This is a genomic window from Limnohabitans sp. JirII-31 (assembly GCF_002778315.1).
In the GTDB taxonomy this organism is placed as follows: Bacteria; Pseudomonadota; Gammaproteobacteria; order Burkholderiales; family Burkholderiaceae_C; genus Limnohabitans.
Window position 1 is genome coordinate 18,624 of record NZ_NESA01000005.1, and the last position, 20,331, is coordinate 38,954.

Genomic DNA, 20,331 nt, shown 5'->3' on the forward strand with positions numbered 1-20,331 from the left:
TCAGCGTGCGCCGGTGAGCTGTTTTACTCAGCCGACTGTGCCTGCGCCCATATCTTGAGGTATTTGTAATAGCTGGTCTCTGCGTTAGAGATGGCCAAAGCAAGGCCATGCCCTCCGTCCAAAAAGCCTGCACGCAGCACATAGGTACGAAAGAATGCCCATGCACCGTGCCCAACGGCGCTGCCCACAGTGGCGCGCTTGCCACGCGCCAATGCTTGCTTGGCCGAGGCAGTGGAATAAGCATCCACTTTGGCCAGAACTTGCGAAAAATCGCGGTAGCTGTAATGCAACAAATCGTTTTGAAGTTGCTTGCATGGCAAGGTGGTCACCACGCGTTCGTGCACCAGGTCTTGAGAGAACTGCGCCTGCAGGCGAGGGAACAAACGCAACACATGGTCAGGTCGCCAGCCCGCGTGATGAATGAATTTTCCACAGTACCAAGACAGGCGCGGGATTTCATATGCCACAGCGTCAGCACCTGACGTCAAAACACCGCGAATCTCTACAGCCAAAGCCGGTGTCACACGTTCATCGGCATCGATGGACAACACCCAATCGCTGGTCGCCATGTCGAGGGCACGATTTTTTTGTGGGCCAAATCCCGGCCATCCATCGGGCTGCGCCACCTTGGCACCATGACGCAGCGCAATGGCTACGGTCTCATCGGTGCTGTGACTATCAACCACCACAATTTCGTCCACCCAACCTTTGAGTGACATCAAGCAATCGTCCAGGTTGTGCGCCTCGTTGCGAGTGATCACGATGACAGAAAGGGTTGGGGCACGAAGTGTCATCGGATGGGTCCATTCACGGGTGGGCGTTTTTTTGGGCGTCCAAAAGCTTGGTCAAGGTGGTGGCCAACTCGTCTTGGCCAAGCAGCTTGGCGCTGTCGATCAAGCGTTGCACCACCCGCGGTTCAGGCGAGTAATGCACCACACGTGCAGCGACAAAGAACACGTCTTGTGCGTTCTCGGCATTCACCGTGTTCATGGTCAGTTCTGCAAATTCTGCTTGGTTTTGAAACAACCAAGAGGCATTGGCGTGCGAAATCGGGTCGTCTCGGTACGCCGCGTCACGCTGAGCGATGGGCCGGTAGACTTGTGCCACACGGTTGAAATCCCACGCCGCATACAGACACCCAATGAACATCAAAGCGGCCAAAGTGATGACGCGTGCCTGTGACACGGTTGAGGGCTGTTCAAGGTCTGCCAACTCAACCGACACCAGCTGCGGCTTGCACCACAGCAGCCCCAGGGCAAGCCCAACCGCCATTTGGAACGGTCCGTACCACAAGGGGTATTCGAGCAAACTGTGCACCCCTACCACCAAGAGCACCCCCCAAGCCATGCTGCGCCAAGTGTCTTGCTCTCGCCAGGGTTGACGCTGCCACACCCACATGGCGGCACACGTGAGCAAGACCAACGCGAGGGGAATGCCAAAGTCCATTGCCAGTTGCAGTGGCAGGTTATGGGCGTTGTCGGGCATGTCGCAAAAACGCATGCCGGAATAAGCAGTCATGAAATGGGCGTAGTCCAACTCACCCCAGCCCCAGCCAAGCCAGGGGTGTTGGGCGATCAACACCAAGATGTTGGACCACAACACGCTGCGACCACCGCAGGCTCCTAAATCCTGCGCCTGACCTGCAATGCGCTGAATGACGCTCATGCCTGGATGACCTGTGATGTAGGCCGCGATCCAAGGCATCAGTGCCGACCACAGCAGCACCAAACACGGGGCCGCTAACGCCGCCACCAACAAGGCACGTTGTGACCCTGCCTGCTGGCGACATGCGCGCCATGCCCACAACGCGGCCAACACGCCCAATAGCAGCCACTGTAGGGCGCCCGTGCGTGACACAGAGCAAGCCACACCCATCGCCAACAGATTCAATAGCAACACAGCAAGTGCCAGCACACGTGGTGTGAGTGGTGCGCGTTGTGCGCGTGCGGCCAACAAGGCGAGCCCTGCAGCCAAGCCAATGCTGGTAAGGGTTGCAAACTGGTTGCGTTGGCGCAAGTTGGCAAAGGCCTCGCCGAAAGGCGGTTGGCTCACCCAAGGTGCCAGCTCCCTGGCCCAACCCAAATATTGCAAAACACCCAACAGACTACTGACCGCTGCGGCCACCAGCCAAGCCAACGCAACCCAAAACATCAAACCATTGCCGCGCCAAGCCACGTGCATGCCCACGCGAGCCATCAAGGCGATGCTAAGCAAAGCAGCCAACAAGCCCACGGTAAGCGCATGGTCCACTTCTTGAGGAACCAAGACCAAAGAGGTCAAACACGCCAGACCGATCACCCACATGGCTACCAAGCTCGACCGCGACATGGGCTGGTGCAACACAGGCAAGTCGACCACCAGCAAGACCAAGCAGGCTGACGCGATCCAACTGACCAACAGCGGAATGACTGCGGTTGTGGGAGTGGCCGTGAAAGGGTTGAGCCAGGGAAGCGTGAGGCAAGCCATCAACAGTGCGTTGCGCAAATGCATGGCGTAGGTGCGTAATGGTGTGTGCATGAGCGCCGATTTTCCATCATCTTTCAGGCGTGAAAAAAGGCGCCGCAGCGCCTTCTTTGAAACCGCCCAGCGTTACTTGCAATCGCTGGGCACGTACTTGGTGTCCAAGGCATCGCTGCCCACACTGATGCCGGCAAACGTGGACGCTCCTTTGGCCAGACATTTCCACATCACCGAACCCGACACAGCGGTACTGGTGGCAGTAGGAGTTGGCAATGCAGACACGGTGGCGCCCGACTGTGAATAAGGTACCAACAGCAAAGTGCCGCCGCCTGCCGCCGTGGTGGTGGTGATGGTGATCACGCCGGTTTCTGTGGCAATCGCAATGCTGCTGATATTTTTGGTCGCGGCCGGCGACACGTAATCTGAACGGTAGCCATTGGTAGAGCTGGCCACACTGCCGCTGTTGACTACATCCAGTACTGTCGTCTTAGCCGCTGTGGCCAAGCCCAAACCTTCGGCCACACGGGCACGCACCACATAGTCTTGGTAGGCAGGCAAAGCCACCGACGCCAAAATGCCAATGATGGCAATCACAATCATGAGCTCAATCAATGTGAAGCCTTTTTGAGCGATCTGTTTCATAAAAACTCCTGGTGTAGATGAGTGCTTGGGATTCGTGATGAATTCTAGGAAGCGCTTTTACATGCCAACCACAAGACAAGCTTCAAAAAAAAGCGAGCGGTGAATAGTCACCGCTCGCCGTATCTGGAGAAGCACCCGAGCTTTACGCTTGCTCTGTCGCTTCTTGCTTGTGACGATGCTCCATGAATTTGCCCCAAGCCAGAACAATCGCTGCTCCGGCGGCGGCAGCTGTCATGTGGAACCAGTGGTTTTCACCGGCAAAGTCGCGCAGCAGCACGTCACTAGCAACCGTCTCACCACCCACCCAGCCAATCAATGCCGCACCCAAGGTGATGATGACGGGGAAACGCTCCATCAACTTGATCATCATGGAGCTACCAAAAATCACCAAAGGAATACTGATGGCCAAGCCGATGATCAGCAACAGTTGGTCGCCTTTGGCCGCAGCAGCCACGCCAATCACATTGTCCAAACTCATCACGAGGTCAGCAATCAGAATCGTGCGCACAGCGGTCATCAAGTTGGATTGCTCATGGCCTTCATCTTCGCCTTCTTCTTCATCGGCCAACAGTTGGGCACCGATCCATAGCAACAACAAACCACCAATGATTTGCAAGCCTTGCAACTCCAGCAACCAAGCGGCCACGATGGTCAAGCCAATACGCAAGAACACGGCAGCACCAGAGCCATAGAAAATGGCTTTCTTTTGTTGTGCCGGTGGCAGACCACGTGCGGCCAAGGCGATCACCACCGCGTTGTCGCCAGACAAAAGGATGTTGATCCAAATGATTTTCAGCAGCCCGACAAGAAAGTCTGGGTTCTGAAAGGTTTGTAGAAAGTCCATGCTGGCTCCGTTGTCGTTATGGGGCGGCAAGACAGCGGTCTTGTCGCAGCTTTGAAAGGCACAAAGTGTAACGGGCCCGACAAAGTGGGCCCGTTGGTATTACTGCTTACGCAGCAGACCTTACTTGAGCTGTGCCTTGAGCAGCTTGCCCAACTCGGAAGGGTTACGCGTGACGATGAAGCCGCACTCTTCCATGATGGCCAGTTTGGCGTCGGCCGTGTCAGCACCACCAGAGATCAAAGCCCCTGCATGGCCCATGCGCTTGCCGGGAGGTGCGGTCACGCCTGCGATGAAACCAACGATGGGCTTTTTCATGTTGGCTTTGCACCAACGGGCGGCGTCGGCCTCGTCTGGACCACCGATTTCACCGATCATGATGACGGCGTCGGTGTCTGGATCGTCGTTGAATGCTTGCATCACGTCGATGTGCTTCAACCCGTTGATCGGGTCACCACCAATACCAACGGCACTGGATTGGCCCAGACCCACTTCGGTCAACATAGCCACAGCTTCATAGGTCAAAGTGCCCGAGCGGGACACCACACCAATGCGGCCTTTGCGGTGAATGTGACCCGGCATGATGCCGATCTTGATTTCGTCAGGCGTGATCAAGCCAGGGCAGTTGGGGCCCAACAGCAGCGTCTTCTTACCGCCAGCCGCTTCTTTGGCTTTCATCTTGTTGCGCACTTCAAGCATGTCGCGAACTGGAATGCCTTCGGTGATACAGATGGCCAAGTCCAAGTCGGCTTCCACAGCTTCCCAAATGGCAGCAGCAGCGCCAGCTGGTGGCACGTAAATCACAGACACCGTGGCGCCTGTGTTGTGCGCAGCCTCTTTGACCGAGGCAAAGATAGGCACGTCAAAAATCTTTTCGCCAGCCTTCTTGGGGTTCACACCCGCCACGAAACAGTTTTTACCGTTTGCGTATTCAATGCACTTCTCGGTGTGGAACTGACCGGTTTTGCCGGTGATACCTTGGGTGATGACCTTGGTGTTTTTGTTGATGTAGATTGACATGGGGCGTCCTATTTACTTAACTGCGGCAACGATGGACGTTGCGGCTTCGGCCATGGTGTCGGCAGAGATGATGGGCAAACCCGACTCGGCCAGCATTTTCTTGCCCAGCTCGTCGTTGGTGCCCTTCATGCGCACCACCAAAGGCACCGACAAATTGACCGCCTTGCAAGCAGTGATCACGCCGCTGGCAATGGTGTCGCACTTCATGATGCCGCCAAAGATGTTGACCAAAATGCCTTTGACATTGGGGTTTTTCAACATGATCTTGAACGCTTCGGTGACTTTCTCAGCCGTTGCGCCGCCGCCCACGTCAAGGAAGTTGGCAGGCTCGCCACCGAACAGCTTGATGGTGTCCATCGTGGCCATGGCCAAGCCAGCACCGTTGACCAAGCAACCGATGTTGCCGTCGAGCGAGATGTAGGCCAAATCGAACTTCGAAGCTTCGACTTCGGCAGGATCTTCTTCGTCCAAATCGCGGTAAGCCACGATTTCGGGATGACGGAACAAGGCGTTCGCGTCGAAGTTGAACTTCGCGTCCAAGGCCATCACCTGGCCTTTGCTGTCGCGGTTCAAGGGGTTGATCTCGACCAACGATGCATCGGTATCCATGTAGCACTGGTACAGCTTTTTAAAGATGTCCACGGCTTGTGCGGTGGAGTCAGCAGGCATGCCAATGGCGTCTGCAATCTTCTTGGCTTGTGCGTCGCCCAAACCGGTCAGCGGGTCGATGAACTCGGTGATGATTTTCTCGGGTGTGCTGTGGGCCACTTCTTCAATGTCCATGCCGCCTTCGCTGGACGCGATAAACGCAATCTTTTGCGTGGCACGGTCGGTCACCACCGACACGTAATATTCTTTGTTGATGTCGGCGCCATCTTCAATGTAGAGGCGACGCACTTTTTGACCTTCAGGACCTGTCTGATGAGTTTTGAGCTGCATGCCCAAGATTTCACCAGCCAAACGCTTGACGTCGTCAATGGTCTTGGCCACTTTCACGCCGCCGCCTTTGCCGCGGCCACCTGCGTGAATTTGTGCCTTCACCACCCACACGGGGCCACCCAGTTTTTGAGCGGCTTCCACCGCCTCTTGAACCGTGAATGCTGGAATGCCGCGGGGTACAGGCACGCCAAATTGACGCAAGATTTCCTTGCCTTGGTACTCGTGAATCTTCATGAGATCTCTCTTCGGAATCGGTAGATTTGTGTTACGGATATAGCACTCATAAATGTATCATGCTGCATTGCATCAACCTTTGATTTGGCTTACGCCCAACAAAGGCCCTCATTTTTGTGATCATTCGCGTAACTAAAAGTATGGCCAAAGTTTTTATCGACGGCGAAGCAGGCACCACAGGACTGCAAATTCGCGAGCGCTTGGCCCAGATGCCACAGATTGAGCTGGTCAGCATTGACCCCGGCTTGCGCAAAGACCCTGACGCCAAACGTGCCCTGATGGCGCAGGTCGACTTGGTCATTTTGTGTCTGCATGACGATGCAGCACGTGACTCGGTGGCCATGATCGACAGTTTGATCGGACACCGCCCCAAAATCATCGATGCATCCACCGCACATCGCGTCGCACCTGGCTGGGTCTACGGGTTTCCCGAGTTGGCCTCAGGCCAGCGCAATGCAGTGATTCAAGCCACCCGCGTGGCCAACCCCGGCTGCTACGCCACGGGCGCCATTGCCGTGTTGCGCCCTTTGGTAGATGCCGGCTTGGTACCCGCAGACTTTCCGTTGGCGCTGCCCTCTGTCAGTGGTTACTCCGGTGGTGGCCGCGCCATGATAGAAGACTACGAAGCAGGACGCGCCCCTTTGTTCGAGGCTTATGCCCTCGGCCTTGAGCACAAACATTTGCCAGAAATGATGGCCTATGCGGGCTTGACGCGTCGGCCCATTTTTGTGCCGTCGGTCGGCAACTTCCGTCAAGGCATGTTGGTGCAAGTGCCGCTGCATTTAGACCTGCTGCCTGGTAAGCCCAAAGCAGCAGACCTGCACAACGCCTTGGTCAAACACTACGGCACCAACCCAGACAGCTGGGTCAGCGTGCATCCGGCCACCGACAACGGCAAGCTTGACGCTACCGCGCTCAACGACACCAACCAATTAGAAATTCGGGTGTTCGCCAACGAGAGCCATCGCCACGCGGTGTTAATGGCGCGCCTGGACAACTTGGGCAAAGGTGCCAGCGGTGCTGCGGTACAAAACCTGCAGTTGATGCTAGGCATCTAACTCACAACTCGTCAGCGCCAGCCACCACGCGCCGCACCACCTCAGGGGCAAAACCCCGACTCACCAAAAAACGAGTTTGTTTGGCGCGTGCCGCCCCATCTGCGGGTGGCGTACCAAACTTTTTGCGCCAGACCTCACGGGCCCGCTCAAGCTCGGTGCTGCGTAAATCTTGCACGGCCTCAGCAATCGCCTCTGCAGGCAATCCCTTGGCTTGCAACTCTTGACGCACCCGGGATGCACCGAGCTTGTTCGAACGCCGATTCACCACCGACTCCACCACACGTTGTTCGTTGATGAAGCCCTTGGCTTGTAAAAAGTCCAGCGCCTGGGCCAACTCACCAGGCGTTTCTTCAAACGCCTTGAGCTTGCGCTCTAACTCGTGGCGTGAATGCTCGCGCTGCGACAACAAGCGTAGAGCACGGCCTTTGAGAGAGAGCTGAAATCCACCCACCTTGCGGTCTTTGGGAACGTCAGCCTCTGCGCCAGCATTCACTTGCGACATGTTTTGCCTTAAGCCGTGACTTCTTTGCCGTCAATGGCCTCTGCCAGCAACGGAATACCCAAAGAGTCGCGCACCTTGTTTTCAATTTCGTAGGACAAGGCGGGGTTCTCACGCAAAAACTCGCGTGCGTTGTCACGGCCTTGACCAATTTTTTCGCCTTGGTAGGCGTACCAGGCACCTGACTTGTCAATGATCTTGGCCTCCACACCCATGTCGATGATCTCGCCATGACGGCTGATGCCTTCACCAAACAAGATGTCGAAGGCGGCGGTTCTGAAAGGAGGCGCCACTTTGTTCTTCACCACCTTGACTTTGGTCTCGTTGCCAATTGCTTCCTCGCCCTTCTTGATGGTGCCAGTGCGGCGAATGTCCAAACGCACAGAGGCGTAGAACTTGAGTGCGTTGCCACCCGTGGTGGTTTCGGGTGAACCAAACATCACACCAATCTTCATACGAATTTGGTTGATGAAGATGACCGTGCAGTTGGTTTTCTTGATCGACGCGGTGAGCTTGCGCAGGGCTTGGCTCATCAAACGTGCTTGCAGGCCGGGCAACGAGTCGCCCATGTCGCCTTCGAGTTCTGCCTTGGGTGTCAACGCGGCCACCGAGTCGATGACCACCAAATCCACCGCACCCGAACGCACCAGACTGTCGACAATTTCCAAGGCTTGTTCACCGGTGTCAGGCTGGCTGATCAGCAACTCTTGCAAATTCACACCCAGCTTTTGCGCGTACTGCACATCCAAGGCGTGTTCAGCATCCACAAAAGCGCAAGTGCCAGCTTGTTTTTGCATTTCGGCAATGACTTGCAAGGTCAGCGTGGTTTTGCCTGAGGACTCAGGGCCGTAGATTTCAATCACGCGCCCACGTGGCAAACCGCCCACGCCCAAGGCAATGTCCAAGCCCAAAGAACCGGTTGATACCACCTGGATATCGTCAATTACCTCGCCTTCACCCAAGCGCATGATGGTGCCCTTGCCGAATTGTTTTTCGATTTGGGCGAGGGCGACTTGGAGGGCTTTGGCTTTTTCGCCATCGGCGACTGGGTTTTTGGCGTTCATAAAAATCTCCATCAATTCAAGGACTTACCGGATATCCCAGCCACTGTGTTGATCAACAGCTGGATGCTTGACCAGTACTTTAACGTAAAGTCAAAATTAATAAACAGTTTTTTTGGTCAGTTTGCCTTACTATTTAAAGATGGCTAAAAAACCAATTTTTTCAAACACGACACAAGACTGGCGACAACTGCACCTGGGGCGTTTACTCGGACATGCCATGCGCCGCTTTGATGCACGCGTGCTGCACCTCATGGCAAACAACGACGAGGTGCCATTGGCACTTTCCAACTTAGCGGCTCGCGCACAAGTGAGCGCGGCGCACATCCACATCACGCGACATTTAAACCTGCAAGGATCTCGCTTGAGCGAACTGGCACAGGCTGCAGGCATGACCAAACAGGCGATGGGCGACTTGGTCACGCAGTGCGAGGCCTGGGGCTTGGTCACACGCGCACCCGACCCGAGTGACGCACGGGCGCGGCGCATTGTGTTTAGCGACACGGGATTGGCCTGGTTGCGGGCATTTGAGCGTGCAGTTGCACAAGCCGAAGCGGAATTTCGCCAAGAAGTCGGGGCCGATGTAGCCACCGTGGTCAGCTTAGGGTTAGAGGCCTATGCGGGCGCTTACCCGGACCTAGAATTGAACTCATAAATTTGCCAATAAACGTCCAACCCGCAGGAGACAAACATGCGCATTTTGATTGCCGAAGATGACTTGGTGTTAGCCGATGGTCTGTTGCGCACACTGCGCGCATCGGGTGCCGCAGCCGACCATGTGGCCAGTGGCAGCGAAGCCGACGCGGCGCTGATGACCACCGACGAGTTTGATTTGCTCATCCTCGACCTGGGCTTGCCCAAGATGCACGGGCTCGAAGTGCTCAAGCGCTTGCGTTCACGCGGGTCCTCCATGCCGGTGTTGATTTTGACGGCCGCCGACAGCGTGGAAGAACGCGTCAAAGGCCTGGACTACGGCGCCGACGATTACATGGCCAAACCGTTCAGCCTGCAAGAACTTGAAGCCCGTGTGCGTGCCCTCACACGCCGGGGCATGGGAGGGGCCACCTCGTCCATCAAACACGGTCCCTTGGTGTACGACCAAACAGGCCGTGTGGCCACCATCGACGGCAAGATGGTCGAGTTGTCCGCGCGTGAGCTGGGCTTGCTGGAAGTGCTGCTGCAACGCACCGGTCGCTTGGTCAGCAAAGACCAATTGGTCGAGCGCTTGTGCGAATGGGGCGAAGAGGTGAGCAACAACGCCATCGAGGTGTACATCCACCGCCTGCGCAAGAAGATTGAAAAAGGTCCGATCCGCATTGCCACCGTGCGCGGCTTGGGCTATTGCTTGGAAAAGATTCCGGGCTAAGCCCCGCGAATCCGTACGTCCATGGTCAAGCTGTTTCAGCGCGAACAACACTCGCTGTTTGGTGAGATCCTAGACTGGATGCTCACACCGCTGCTGCTGCTGTGGCCTGTGAGCTTGGCGCTGACGTGGCTGGTGGCACAAAACATTGCAGGGCGTCCGTTTGACCGTGGCTTGGAATACAACGTACAAGCCTTGGCGCAACTGGTCAAAAGCGACCAGCAACGCATGTACTTTCATCTGCCACTGCCCGCGCGTGAAATTCTGCGTGCCGACGAAGCCGACTTGATTTACTACCAAGTGCTCGGAACACGAGGCGAGTTTGTCAGTGGGGAACGTGACTTTCCTCTGCCGCATGAAGAAGAACTGCCACAACCTGGCGAAGTGCATTTGCGCGATGACGAAATGCGTGGCAGCGATGTGCGCGTGGCCTACACCTGGGTGAAGATCGACGCACCAGGCGCCAAACCGGTGTTGGTTCAAGTGGGCGAAACCTTGGAAAAACGTTCGGTGCTGGCCACTGAAATTATCAAAGGCGTGATGCTGCCGCAATTTGTCATCTTGCCGTTGGCTGTGCTCTTGGTGTGGTTGGCCCTGGCACGTGGCATCAAACCTTTGAACTTACTGGAAGAGCGCATTCGCCTGCGCAAACCCGACGACTTGAGCCCCTTGGATGAACACAGCGTGCCATTGGAAGTGGCCCCGCTGGTGGCCTCCATCAATGATCTGCTGACGCGCTTGAAAGAATCCATCGCCACCCAAAAACGCTTCTTGGCCGATGCAGCACATCAACTCAAAACGCCTTTGGCGGGATTACGGATGCAAGCCGATTTGGCACAACGCGAAAGTGCCAGCGCCGAGGAGTTGAAGCAATCGTTGAAATTGATTGGCCGAGCCAGCATTCGCGCCACCCACACCGTGAACCAATTGCTGTCTCTGGCGCGCGCTGAAAGTGGCAGCACGCACATCACGCGCGCGCCCTGCGACTTGGTGGCATTGGCGCGCGATGTGATCCAAGACTCTCTGCCACGCGCCATGGACAAGCACATCGACCTGGGCTACGAAGGCGTGGCGCTGGGCAGCCCCGACGTGCGCATCAACGGCAACGCCACATTACTCAAAGAGTTGATTCGCAACTTGGTGGACAACGCCATCAACTACACCCCGTCCACTGAAGAAACTCCGGGCGTGGTGACCGTGCGCATCTTGGCCGATCGCTTTGGCAAAGTCGTGCTGCTGCAAGTGGAAGACTCAGGGCCTGGTATTCCAGAAGCCGAGCGCGAGTTGGTGTTTCAACCGTTCTATCGCGCCTTGGGTACCGAAGCCGATGGCTCAGGCTTGGGCTTGCCCATCGTGATTGAGATCGCCCAGCAACACAGCGCCACCGTGACGCTGGAAGAAGTGGCAGCTGGCAAGCCCATGCCCGGTGCACGCTTCACGATACGCTTTAACTCTGGAACAAATTGAGCTGCAAACGCTCGCGTTCGATGGCCCGTTGAACGGGTGGGTGTTGCGCCACACGCTGTACAAAAGTCCACAGCGATGGGTAGTCTTCGGGGTTGATGCCCGCAATCGTGCCCCAACGCGTGAGGGTCAAGGCGTAGGCATCCAAGGGGCCAAAGTGGGCGCCACCAAACCAAGGTTGACCTTGTTTCAAGGAAGCCTCGACCAAGGCTTGCAACTCCGCCAGCAAGTTGCGGTACGTGCCAACAGCATGCGTCTTGATATCAGCCTGCACCTCGGGTGAGCTGCTGTACTTGTTGGGCATGAACACATGGGTGAAGGTGGTGTGCACCGTGTTGTTCATCCACATCAAGGTTTCCAGCACCTTGGCGCGGGCCACACCTGAGGCAGGCAAGAAGTTGGCTTGCGGAAACTTCTCTGCCAAGTACAAGCTAATCGCCACGATTTGCGTGATGACTTGTCCGTCATCCACCAGCACCGGCACTTGCCCACGCGGGTTGATGCGTTGGTAGGCGGGTTCGTACTGCTCGCCTTTGTGAAGCTTGACCATGTGGGGCTCATAGGACGCGCCACTGGCTTCCAGCAAGCAATGGGGCACAAACGAACACGCGCCGGGGGCGAAGTACAAAACAAGACTCATGGTTTTTCCTGTCGTTGAAGAAGATGTTCTTGCACAGCACTTGTGGCCTGGGCCGCGCACGGCATGCTGCACAACTCATGGTGATTCACCGGACACGCACGGTTGAACGTCACCACATGGTCCACCTCGGCACGAATGCCAATCCACTCACCCACCGTGTGGTCATGGTGGCTGGGAACATGGGCCATCACGGTCTCACCCGTTTTCAGCCGCAGCGTGTACAAAAATTCTGAACCGCGAAACGACTTGCGCAAAATCTCTGCCTTCACCGGCGCATCGTCGTCGTGCACGATGTCATCGGCACGCAGCAAGACATCGCATTCACCGGCAGTGAAAGCGCAGGGCAGCGGGCATTCCGCCACATCGGTCAATTCACCCACAGGGGTAGACACCACGATTTGGTTGTTCACCTCACGCAGGGTGGCTGGCGTGAACACCCCATGGCCAATAAAGTCTGCGACAAAGCGCGTGGCCGGGCGGTGGTAGAGCGTGTACGCATCGTCCCACTGGTGCAAACGACCTTCAGACATGACACCAATCACATCGCCGATGGCGAAGGCTTCCATTTGGTCATGCGTCACAAACAAGGCCGTGGTGTTGGCTGCCTTCAAAATGCCACGCACCTCCAGTGCCAAGCGCTCGCGCAACTCAACATCCAAATTTGAAAACGGCTCATCCAGCAACAAGAGTTGTGGGGCGGGGGCCAATGCACGCGCCAACGCCACACGCTGCTGCTGACCACCCGACAACTCGTGCGGGTAGCGCTGCGCGCTCGACGCCAAGCCCACCAAGTCCAACACCTCGCGCACACGTCGCTGTTGTTCGCTGCGCGCTTGGTGGTGCAGCCCAAAGCGCACGTTGTCTTGCACCGACAAATGGGGGAACAAGGCATAGTCTTGAAACACCATGCCAATGCGGCGCGACTCAGGCGGCAGCCGCACACTGGCACTGCTGACCACGGCATCAGCCAGACGAATCTCGCCCGCCGTGACACGCTCCAACCCGGCGACCGCACGCAGCAGCGTGGTTTTGCCGCAGCCCGAGGGACCAATCAGCACGCCCACTTCACCCGCACGCAAGCCAAAGCTCACGGCATCGACCGATGGGCGTGGGCGGTCTGGGTAACGCACTTGAAGCTGGGCAACATCTAAAAACATCGTTTCATTGTAAAGAGCGCATCTGAGACGACACGCCATGCAGGCACATGCCCCTCCCTACAATGCCGCATGCCGTTTCGTGCCCAGCTTCTTGTTCGCGTGTTCACTTTGTGTGTGGCCGTATTGCTGGCCTGGCCAGTGCTCACCGTGCTGTCGTCTTGGCTGCAGTTCACCCCGGAGTCGTCATCCATCTTGGCCGAAATGGCCAGCACCGTGTTGCCCGATTACCTGGGCACCACCTTGTGGCTGTGTGCCTTGGTGAGCTTGGGTGTCATCAGCATGGGGACGGTGACCGCCGCGGCGGTCACGCTGTTTGATTTTCCTGGGCGTCGCACCTTGGAGTGGGCACTGCTCTTGCCACTGGCCATGCCCGCTTATGTGGTGGCTTATGCCTACACCGATTTTTTGCAGTTCAGCGGCCCCTTGCAAACCTGGATGCGCAACAGCTGGCACTTGGAAGGTCGCGTGTTACCGGAAGTGCGCAGCGTGTGGGGCGCCGCTTGCGTGTTCACCTTGGCGCTGTACCCCTATGTCTATCTGCTTGCACGTACAGCGCTGGCTGAACGGGCCAACCACCTGATGGAAGCCGCCCGCTTGCTGGGTGCCTCCATGCCCCGACGCATTTTGCGTGTGGCACTGCCGCTGGCACGTCCTGCCATTGCCGCAGGTACCGCACTGGCCTTGATGGAAACACTGGCAGACTTTGGCGTGTCGAGTTACTTTGGCATCCAAACCTTCACCGCTGGCATCTACAAAGCTTGGTTGGTGATGGACAGCCGCACAGCCGCCGCGCAACTGGCCACCATGCTGCTGCTTGTCGTGGTGGTGCTACTGACCTTGGAACAACGTGCGCAATCGCGTCTACGCTTTGCCAGCACACGCGCGGATCGTGTCAGTGCAGAGTCTCAACCTTTACGCCTGAGCGGCTGGGCAGCCGTTGCTGCGCTGGTGCTGTGTGCGCTGCCCGTGCTGTTTGGGTTTGTGCTTCCGGTGGCTTTTATGCTGCGTGCCTTGGTCTTGGGCACAGAGTGGGCCGATCTGCCTTGGGCGCGCTTTGGTCAATGGGCACTGACCAGCCTGTCGCTGGGCTTGACCACAGCGGTGTTGGCCGTCGGCGTGGCTGTGTTGCTGGCCTCCCACGCGCGTTTGCAACCGAACTGGATGTCACGCCTGGTGATGCGCTTGGTGGGGCTGGGTTATGCCGTACCCGGCGCTGTGATTGTGGTCGGCTTGCTGTTGCCTGTGGGCTGGCTGCAAGCCACCTGGCCCAACTCTGGCATTGGCTTTTGGTTGACCGCCACCGTGCTGGGCTTGATTTGGGCCTACCTGGTGCGCTTTGTGGCTGTGGCCTTGCAATCGGTGCAAAGCGGCTACAGCCGCTTGTCCCCCAGCCTTGATGACAGCGCACGCATGCTGGGTGTCTCTGGCCTGCGCTTGGTCGCACGGGTGCATTGGCCCATGCTGCGCAAACCGGCTGCTGCTGCCGCCTTGTTGGTGCTGGTGGACGTCATGAAAGAACTGCCCGCCACCTTGGTGCTGCGCCCCTTCAACACAGACACCTTGGCCGTCATGGCTTATCAATTGGCCCGTGACGAACGCCTCGGTGAAGCGGCTTTGCCCTCGCTGGCGCTGGTGCTGGCTGGCTTGTTGCCTGTGATCTTGCTCAGCCGCACACTGCGTCGCCAATAAAACCCCTTCTGACGCGCGACCAGCAGGCTGCCAGCGGGAACTGAAAACACCGTCCATTTGAGAACGATTCGCATTTGGTGTAAGCTTGTCGCCAGTTTCAAATTTTGGAGTCCCTCTCATGCGCCGCATCCTGACCGCTTTGTCCCTGGCAAGTTTGAGTTTGCTTGGCAGCTCATTGCATGCACAAGAGCAAGTGCTCAACCTCTATTCCGCGCGTCACTACCCAACGGATGAGGCCTTGTATGCCGACTTCACCAAGGCCACCGGCATCAAAATCAACCGCGTTGATTCTGACGATGCAGGCATCGTGACACGCCTTAAAGCGGAAGGCAGCGCGTCACCTGCCGATGTGATTTTGCTGGTCGATGCAGCGCGCTTGTGGAAGGGCGAGGTCGACGGCCTGTTCTTGCCCATTCGCTCCAAAGTGCTGGAAACCGCCGTTCCCAAGCAACTGCATGCAAAGCCCACCGACGACGGCGGCATTGCCTGGTTTGGTTTGTCCACGCGCGCGCGCGTGGTGGTGTACGACAAGCTCAAAGTCAAGAAACAAGACGTCGACACCTACGAAAAGCTGGCCGACCCCATCAACAAGGGGCGCTTTTGCGTGCGCTCGGGCTCGCACCCCTACAACCTGAGCTTGTTTGGCGCCATGACCGAGCACTTAGGCCCAGTTCAAACCGAGGCATGGCTCAAGGGCTTGGTCAACAACATGGCTCGTGCTCCGCAGGGTGGCGACACCGACCAAATCAAAGCGGTGGCCAGCGGCGAGTGCGGTGTGGCCTTGACCAACACGTATTACCTAGCGCGCTTGATGCGCTCTAGCAACCCGGCCGAGAAAGCCGTCGCCGAGCGCGTGGGCGTGGTGTTTCCCAACCAGCAAAGCTGGGGCACGCACGTCAACGTGGCGGGCGGTGCCGTGGCGCGCCATTCCAAGAACGCCACCAACGCGGTGAAGTTTTTGGAGTATCTGGTGAGCCCCGCTGCACAAAACCATTTCGCCAACGGCAACAACGAATGGCCCGTGGTCCAAGGTTTGAAGCTTGATAACCCCGTGCTCAACGCCATGACCGCAGGCAACTTCAAAAGTGAATTGGTGCCGATCAGCGCGGTTGGCATGAACCAAATCAAAGTGCAACAAATGTTGGACCGTGTGGGTTTTAAGTAAGCCTCAGACACATCTTTCTCAATCGCCCCGATTGAAACAACCAATCAAGAGACGGGCCAGATGGAATTATGATTCGCTCAATGAGTTCTACTCATTCGATAGCTTTCATCAACTTCACCTAGGAAACTCTCATGTCTCTGATCAACACGCAAGTTCAACCCTTCAAAGCCAACGCCTTCCACAACGGCAAATTCATCGAAGTGACCGAAGCCAGCCTCAAAGGCAAGTGGTCTGTGTTGATTTTCATGCCTGCTGCTTTCACCTTCAACTGCCCCACAGAAATTGAAGATGCGGCCGACAACTATGCAGCTTTCCAAAAGGCCGGCGCCGAGGTTTACATCGTCACCACCGACACCCAGTTCTCGCACAAGGTGTGGCACGAGACATCACCTGCCGTGGGCAAAGCCAAGTTCCCCTTGGTGGGCGACCCCACCCACCAGCTGACACGCGCTTTTGGCGTGCACATTGATTCCGAAGGCTTGGCACTGCGCGGCACCTTCGTGATCAACCCAGACGGCGTCATCAAGACCATGGAAATTCACTCCAACGAGATCGCACGTGACGTGTCTGAAACACTGCGCAAACTGACCGCCGCTCAATACACCGCCGCCAACCCAGGCCAAGTGTGTCCAGCCAAATGGAAAGAAGGCGCGAAGACCTTGGCTCCTTCGATCGACTTGGTCGGCAAGATCTAAGAACAACCCTGCCAGCGCAGGGCAGCATACAAACACCCTGCGACCGCAGGGCGTTGAGCGCAGCGCACATCAGCCACAAGTTGGCGTGCGCTGTACCCAGCGAACCCCACCCCGATTCATCACCAAGGTCAGCACCCCCGTGCATGGCCTGGGGCTTTTGCACCCCGAAACAGGAGAACACCATGCTCGACGACACACTCAAAGCCCAACTTCAGCAATACCTCGCATTGCTGCGCCAGCCCATCCGTCTGATCGCATCCTTGGACGACAGTGAAACCGGCAAAGACATGGCGGAGTTACTCAACACCATCGTAGGCTTGTCTGACAAAGTCACGCTCGACACTTCGGGCACAGATGCACGCAAACCTTCATTTGCGGTTGTTCGGGAAGGCGAGACTCAAGGTGTGCGCTTTGCAGGATTGCCCCTAGGCCACGAGTTCACCTCGCTGGTGTTGGCCCTGTTGTGGACCGGTGGTCACCCGCCCAAAGTAGAACAAGACGTGATTGACGGCATCAAAACGCTCGAGGGTGATTTCAACTTCGAGGTCTACATGTCCCTCAGCTGCCACAACTGTCCAGACGTGGTGCAAGCGCTCTCGCTCATGGCCATCGTCAACCCCAAAGTCAAAACCGTGGTGATCGAAGGCGGCGCGTTCCAGAAAGAAGTGGAAGAACGCCAAATCATGGCTGTCCCCATGGTGTTCTTGAACGGCCAAGTATTTGGCTCAGGCCGCATGGGTGTGGAAGAAATTGTGGCCAAGCTCGACACCAATTCAGAAGCCCGTGAAGCCGCCAAGCTCAATGAGAAAGAGCCCTTTGATGTGCTGATCGTGGGCGGTGGCCCAGCCGGTGCTGCCGCTGCGGTGTATGCGGCGCGCAAAGGCATTCGTGTGGGTGTGGCGGCAGAGCGCTTTGGGGGCCAAGTCAACGACACCATGGCGATTGAAAACTACATCTCGGTGTTAGAAACCGACGGCCCCAAAATGGCCGCCGCGATGGAAGCCCAAGTGCGCCACTACGAAGTGGACATCATGAACCTGCAACGCGCCGCCAAGGTGGTACCTGCCACCACACCTGGCGGATTGACACAGGTGCACATGGCCAACGGTGGCGTGCTGTCTGCACGCAGCGTGATCTTGTCCACCGGCGCACGCTGGCGCAATGTCAATGTGCCGGGCGAAGAACAGTACAAAAACAAAGGCGTGGCCTATTGCCCCCACTGCGACGGCCCCTTGTTCAAGGGCAAGCGCGTGGCGGTGATCGGCGGCGGTAACTCCGGCGTGGAAGCAGCCATCGATTTGGCTGGTCTGGTCGCGCATGTGAGCTTGGTGGAGTTTGCCGACGCCTTGAAAGCCGATGCGGTGTTGGTCAGCAAGCTCAAGAGCCTGCCCAATGTGAGCATCCACGTGAATGCGCAAACCACCGAGATCACCGGGGACGGCCAAAAAGTCACGGGCCTGAGCTACAAAGATCGCGCCAACGAAGCGCTGCACCACATCGAACTCGCTGGCGTGTTTGTGCAAATCGGCTTGGTGCCCAACACCGAGTTCTTGAAGGGCACGATCGAGTTGAGCAAGTTCGGAGAAATCGTGGTGGATGCCAAGTGCCACACCAACCTGCCGGGCGTGTTTGCCGCGGGCGACGTGACCACCGTGCCCTACAAGCAAATTGTGATTGCCGCAGGCGAAGGTGCCAAAGCCGCGTTGAGCGCGTTTGATTACCTGATTCGCCAGCCCGTGGTCACGCCCGCGGCTGCCGTCACGGCTTGATCATTGCGAGGCAGCCGCCGAAGCAGGGGCTGCCTCTTGCGGCGCGACGGTGCCAGGCACTTTGATTTGCACCGCCTCAGGCGCCACTTGGTTGTCTAGGCGCTCGGGCTCGCGCACAGGGTTGGGGTCAAGCCCCAAAAAGCCCAGGTAGCCGCCCGTCCACAACGCAAACAACACGTTGGCCAATACCAACACAACAACTGCATTGCGCCAAAAAGAAGAAGGGTTCATGGGGGGCTGTGCCTTAGGTTGAAAGGTGACTGAGGGGGCTCACTGAAGCCGCACACTCACTTCAGCGCTGGTGATGCGTTCGCGCCCTTGTGCCGTGTCCACGCGCAGCGCACCATCCAGGTCTACACCACGTGCCGTGCCCACACGGCCATCGCTCAGACGAACAGGCCTATCGTGCAGTGCATCACGGGCGTTGAACAGCGCTTGCAAGGGGGCAAACCCTTCACGCTCAAACGCCAACAAGGTTTTCAACAAGGGCAAGGCCACTTGCGTCAATGTGCTGGGGGCAGTGGCCTCGGGCCACAACTGTTGCAAACCCAAAGGTGTGGTGGACAGCCCGGGCTCTTGGGGTGGCGCGATGTTGATGCCTACGCCCACCACGCAGTAACGGGGTTGCTCTGGCGTCGCGTGTGCCGTCAGTGCGGTTTCGATCAGCACACCTGCCAGCTTGCCCCAACCATCGCTTGTCTGCGCTTGGGCCACCCACAAGTCGTTGGGCCACTTCAGGCGCACACCCAGCGCACCCTCAGGGTCAAGGCTTTGCGCCAAACACAAACCCACCGCCAGCGACAAACCCGACCAGTCGCGAGGCATCAGGGGCAAGCCCAAAGAGAAAGTGAGCGCCTCGCCCGCCTGGCCATGCCAAGGGCGCCCCAAGCGACCCCGTCCCGCCGTTTGTGCCTCGGCCACCAACAGCACGGGATCGTTCTGGCCCGCACGCGCACGGCGCATCAGCTCGGTGTTGGTGGAATCGATCTGGGGCAGCACCTCCACCGTCAAGCCAGGTTGCCAAGCCACCAAGGCTTGCCACAGGTCTTCAGCGGGCCAGATCATGGGTCAATGCTTTTTGTCGGCCTGCTTGGCTTTTTTCTGGGCACGGCGCTCGCGCTTGTTGGGCTGGCTTGATGCCAACAAGGTGCCACGGCATTTCTTGGCACCACACCAGCAGGGGTATTCGGCCTTGAGCTTGTCGGTCAGTGGCGCGTCAATCACCAAGCCGTAGTCGTAGTTCAGCTCTTCACCGGCGGCGATGTTGCGCAAGGCCTTGATGAACACGCGCCCCTCCACCTCGTCAGGCTCGCAATTGGGCTTGCACGAGTGGTTGATCCAGCGCGAGGAGTTGCCGCCGTACAAGGCGTCAATCACATGCTTGTCGTCGAGGTGAAAGTAGAAGGTGTGGTTCGGGTCTTTGGGGTCATGCGGGTGGCGACGCAAAGCCTCTTTCCAGGTGATGATCTCGCCCACATACTCAATGATGGTTTCGCCTTCGGCGATGTCGGTCAGGGCAAACACCCCTTTGCCGTGCACGCCGGAACGTCGGGTTTGAATGCGGCGGCCGGTGACGGGAGCGGGGGTATTTTTGGACACGGTCAAAACTCTGTTAACTTAAATACGTACGCACAC

At 57.5% G+C, this 20,331-nt stretch carries 21 protein-coding genes; 8 read left to right on the forward strand and 13 right to left on the reverse strand.

Annotation, left to right across the window (positions count from 1 at the left end; all coding sequences use genetic code 11):
* Positions 1-23: 23 nt before the first annotated feature.
* From B9Z41_RS07850 to sucC, 6 genes are all read right to left on the reverse strand, one after another.
* A complete protein-coding gene (locus B9Z41_RS07850) occupies positions 24-794 on the reverse strand; it encodes a glycosyltransferase family 2 protein (protein ID WP_100146511.1) in 771 nt (256 codons plus the stop codon).
* Between the two features lie 13 nt (positions 795-807).
* A complete protein-coding gene (locus B9Z41_RS07855; protein WP_100146512.1) occupies positions 808-2,517 on the reverse strand; it encodes a PglL family O-oligosaccharyltransferase in 1,710 nt (569 codons plus the stop codon).
* A 72-nt stretch (positions 2,518-2,589) separates the two neighbouring features.
* On the reverse strand, positions 2,590-3,102 hold the full coding sequence (locus B9Z41_RS07860; RefSeq protein WP_100146513.1) for a pilin: 513 nt from the start codon (positions 3,100-3,102) through the stop codon (positions 2,590-2,592).
* Positions 3,103-3,244: 142 nt separating this feature from the next.
* Positions 3,245-3,946 (reverse strand): TerC family protein, encoded by a 702-nt coding sequence (locus B9Z41_RS07865; RefSeq protein WP_100146514.1) that lies wholly within the window; start codon positions 3,944-3,946, stop codon positions 3,245-3,247.
* A 120-nt stretch (positions 3,947-4,066) separates the two neighbouring features.
* On the reverse strand, positions 4,067-4,963 hold the full coding sequence (gene sucD / locus B9Z41_RS07870; RefSeq protein ID WP_100146515.1) for a succinate--CoA ligase subunit alpha: 897 nt from the start codon (positions 4,961-4,963) through the stop codon (positions 4,067-4,069).
* Positions 4,964-4,975: 12 nt separating this feature from the next.
* The gene (gene sucC, locus B9Z41_RS07875; protein WP_100146516.1) at positions 4,976-6,136 is read right to left on the reverse strand and encodes an ADP-forming succinate--CoA ligase subunit beta; all 1,161 of its coding nucleotides are present in this window, start codon (positions 6,134-6,136) and stop codon (positions 4,976-4,978) included.
* 140 nt (positions 6,137-6,276) lie between these two features.
* Between sucC and argC the strand changes: the two genes are divergently transcribed.
* Positions 6,277-7,194: an N-acetyl-gamma-glutamyl-phosphate reductase gene (gene argC, locus B9Z41_RS07880; RefSeq protein ID WP_100146517.1), complete on the forward strand. Its 918-nt coding sequence runs from the start codon at positions 6,277-6,279 to the stop codon at positions 7,192-7,194.
* A gap of 1 nt (position 7,195) precedes the next feature.
* On the opposite strand, the gene recX is transcribed toward argC, so the two are convergent.
* Entirely contained in the window at positions 7,196-7,696 is a 501-nt protein-coding gene (gene recX / locus B9Z41_RS07885) for a recombination regulator RecX (RefSeq protein ID WP_100146518.1), read from the reverse strand.
* Positions 7,697-7,704: 8 nt separating this feature from the next.
* Positions 7,705-8,757, reverse strand: a complete 1,053-nt coding sequence (recA, locus tag B9Z41_RS07890) for a recombinase RecA (RefSeq protein ID WP_233202587.1) — start codon at positions 8,755-8,757, stop codon at positions 7,705-7,707.
* Between the two features lie 139 nt (positions 8,758-8,896).
* Between recA and B9Z41_RS07895 the strand changes: the two genes are divergently transcribed.
* Genes B9Z41_RS07895 through B9Z41_RS07905 form a run of 3 tightly spaced genes read left to right on the forward strand, consistent with a single transcriptional unit; the run spans position 8,897 to position 11,584 of the window.
* The gene (locus B9Z41_RS07895) at positions 8,897-9,409 is read left to right on the forward strand and encodes a MarR family winged helix-turn-helix transcriptional regulator (protein WP_100146520.1); all 513 of its coding nucleotides are present in this window, start codon (positions 8,897-8,899) and stop codon (positions 9,407-9,409) included.
* A 36-nt stretch (positions 9,410-9,445) separates the two neighbouring features.
* Positions 9,446-10,120 carry a response regulator transcription factor gene (locus tag B9Z41_RS07900; RefSeq protein ID WP_100146521.1) on the forward strand — a complete coding sequence of 225 codons (675 nt, stop codon included), beginning with the start codon at positions 9,446-9,448 and terminating at the stop codon, positions 10,118-10,120.
* A 21-nt stretch (positions 10,121-10,141) separates the two neighbouring features.
* On the forward strand, positions 10,142-11,584 hold the full coding sequence (locus tag B9Z41_RS07905) for a sensor histidine kinase (protein ID WP_100146522.1): 1,443 nt from the start codon (positions 10,142-10,144) through the stop codon (positions 11,582-11,584).
* Here B9Z41_RS07905 and B9Z41_RS07910 read toward each other — a convergent pair.
* Together B9Z41_RS07910 and B9Z41_RS07915 are read right to left on the reverse strand one after the other, a co-directional pair.
* Positions 11,565-12,221, reverse strand: a complete 657-nt coding sequence (locus tag B9Z41_RS07910) for a glutathione S-transferase family protein (protein ID WP_100146523.1) — start codon at positions 12,219-12,221, stop codon at positions 11,565-11,567. The two genes, B9Z41_RS07905 and B9Z41_RS07910, sit on opposite strands and share 20 nt — an antisense overlap.
* Entirely contained in the window at positions 12,218-13,378 is a 1,161-nt protein-coding gene (locus B9Z41_RS07915; protein WP_100146524.1) for an ABC transporter ATP-binding protein, read from the reverse strand. The genes B9Z41_RS07910 and B9Z41_RS07915 overlap by 4 nt, the downstream gene beginning before the upstream one ends.
* A 69-nt stretch (positions 13,379-13,447) precedes the next feature.
* Here B9Z41_RS07915 and B9Z41_RS07920 point away from each other — a divergent pair, with 69 nt between their 5' ends.
* The 4 genes from B9Z41_RS07920 to ahpF all read left to right on the forward strand — a co-directional run bounded on the left by B9Z41_RS07920 (position 13,448) and on the right by ahpF (position 18,696).
* Positions 13,448-15,067 carry an iron ABC transporter permease gene (locus tag B9Z41_RS07920; protein ID WP_100146525.1) on the forward strand — a complete coding sequence of 540 codons (1,620 nt, stop codon included), beginning with the start codon at positions 13,448-13,450 and terminating at the stop codon, positions 15,065-15,067.
* Positions 15,068-15,185: 118 nt separating this feature from the next.
* Positions 15,186-16,232 carry an extracellular solute-binding protein gene (locus B9Z41_RS07925; protein ID WP_100146526.1) on the forward strand — a complete coding sequence of 349 codons (1,047 nt, stop codon included), beginning with the start codon at positions 15,186-15,188 and terminating at the stop codon, positions 16,230-16,232.
* A 131-nt stretch (positions 16,233-16,363) separates the two neighbouring features.
* Positions 16,364-16,927 (forward strand): alkyl hydroperoxide reductase subunit C, encoded by a 564-nt coding sequence (gene ahpC / locus B9Z41_RS07930; RefSeq protein WP_100146527.1) that lies wholly within the window; start codon positions 16,364-16,366, stop codon positions 16,925-16,927.
* Positions 16,928-17,109: 182 nt separating this feature from the next.
* Positions 17,110-18,696 (forward strand): alkyl hydroperoxide reductase subunit F, encoded by a 1,587-nt coding sequence (gene ahpF / locus B9Z41_RS07935; RefSeq protein ID WP_100146686.1) that lies wholly within the window; start codon positions 17,110-17,112, stop codon positions 18,694-18,696.
* Here the strand turns inward: ahpF and B9Z41_RS07940 are convergent, their stop codons facing one another.
* Genes B9Z41_RS07940 through B9Z41_RS07950 form a run of 3 tightly spaced genes read right to left on the reverse strand, consistent with a single transcriptional unit; the run spans position 18,697 to position 20,295 of the window.
* Positions 18,697-18,927: a hypothetical protein gene (locus B9Z41_RS07940; protein ID WP_100146528.1), complete on the reverse strand. Its 231-nt coding sequence runs from the start codon at positions 18,925-18,927 to the stop codon at positions 18,697-18,699.
* A gap of 39 nt (positions 18,928-18,966) precedes the next feature.
* Positions 18,967-19,761, reverse strand: a complete 795-nt coding sequence (locus B9Z41_RS07945; RefSeq protein ID WP_100146529.1) for a biotin--[acetyl-CoA-carboxylase] ligase — start codon at positions 19,759-19,761, stop codon at positions 18,967-18,969.
* Positions 19,762-19,764: 3 nt separating this feature from the next.
* Positions 19,765-20,295 carry an SET domain-containing protein gene (locus B9Z41_RS07950; RefSeq protein WP_199172957.1) on the reverse strand — a complete coding sequence of 177 codons (531 nt, stop codon included), beginning with the start codon at positions 20,293-20,295 and terminating at the stop codon, positions 19,765-19,767.
* Between the last annotated feature and the right edge of the window lie 36 nt (positions 20,296-20,331).

Excerpts from the sequence above, each read along its gene's own strand:
- B9Z41_RS07850 (WP_100146511.1), bottom strand. The coding sequence starts at position 794 with ATGACACTTCGTGCCCCAACCCTTTCTGTCATCGTGATCACTCGCAAC.
- B9Z41_RS07855 (WP_100146512.1), bottom strand. The coding sequence starts at position 2,517 with ATGCACACACCATTACGCACCTACGCCATGCATTTGCGCAACGCACTG.
- B9Z41_RS07860 (WP_100146513.1), bottom strand. The coding sequence starts at position 3,102 with ATGAAACAGATCGCTCAAAAAGGCTTCACATTGATTGAGCTCATGATT.
- B9Z41_RS07865 (WP_100146514.1), bottom strand. The coding sequence starts at position 3,946 with ATGGACTTTCTACAAACCTTTCAGAACCCAGACTTTCTTGTCGGGCTG.
- sucD (WP_100146515.1), bottom strand. The coding sequence starts at position 4,963 with ATGTCAATCTACATCAACAAAAACACCAAGGTCATCACCCAAGGTATC.
- sucC (WP_100146516.1), bottom strand. The coding sequence starts at position 6,136 with ATGAAGATTCACGAGTACCAAGGCAAGGAAATCTTGCGTCAATTTGGC.
- argC (WP_100146517.1), top strand. The coding sequence starts at position 6,277 with ATGGCCAAAGTTTTTATCGACGGCGAAGCAGGCACCACAGGACTGCAA.
- recX (WP_100146518.1), bottom strand. The coding sequence starts at position 7,696 with ATGTCGCAAGTGAATGCTGGCGCAGAGGCTGACGTTCCCAAAGACCGC.
- recA (WP_233202587.1), bottom strand. The coding sequence starts at position 8,757 with ATGAACGCCAAAAACCCAGTCGCCGATGGCGAAAAAGCCAAAGCCCTC.
- B9Z41_RS07895 (WP_100146520.1), top strand. The coding sequence starts at position 8,897 with ATGGCTAAAAAACCAATTTTTTCAAACACGACACAAGACTGGCGACAA.
- B9Z41_RS07900 (WP_100146521.1), top strand. The coding sequence starts at position 9,446 with ATGCGCATTTTGATTGCCGAAGATGACTTGGTGTTAGCCGATGGTCTG.
- B9Z41_RS07905 (WP_100146522.1), top strand. The coding sequence starts at position 10,142 with ATGGTCAAGCTGTTTCAGCGCGAACAACACTCGCTGTTTGGTGAGATC.
- B9Z41_RS07910 (WP_100146523.1), bottom strand. The coding sequence starts at position 12,221 with ATGAGTCTTGTTTTGTACTTCGCCCCCGGCGCGTGTTCGTTTGTGCCC.
- B9Z41_RS07915 (WP_100146524.1), bottom strand. The coding sequence starts at position 13,378 with ATGTTTTTAGATGTTGCCCAGCTTCAAGTGCGTTACCCAGACCGCCCA.
- B9Z41_RS07920 (WP_100146525.1), top strand. The coding sequence starts at position 13,448 with ATGCCGTTTCGTGCCCAGCTTCTTGTTCGCGTGTTCACTTTGTGTGTG.
- B9Z41_RS07925 (WP_100146526.1), top strand. The coding sequence starts at position 15,186 with ATGCGCCGCATCCTGACCGCTTTGTCCCTGGCAAGTTTGAGTTTGCTT.
- ahpC (WP_100146527.1), top strand. The coding sequence starts at position 16,364 with ATGTCTCTGATCAACACGCAAGTTCAACCCTTCAAAGCCAACGCCTTC.
- ahpF (WP_100146686.1), top strand. The coding sequence starts at position 17,110 with ATGCTCGACGACACACTCAAAGCCCAACTTCAGCAATACCTCGCATTG.
- B9Z41_RS07940 (WP_100146528.1), bottom strand. The coding sequence starts at position 18,927 with ATGAACCCTTCTTCTTTTTGGCGCAATGCAGTTGTTGTGTTGGTATTG.
- B9Z41_RS07945 (WP_100146529.1), bottom strand. The coding sequence starts at position 19,761 with ATGATCTGGCCCGCTGAAGACCTGTGGCAAGCCTTGGTGGCTTGGCAA.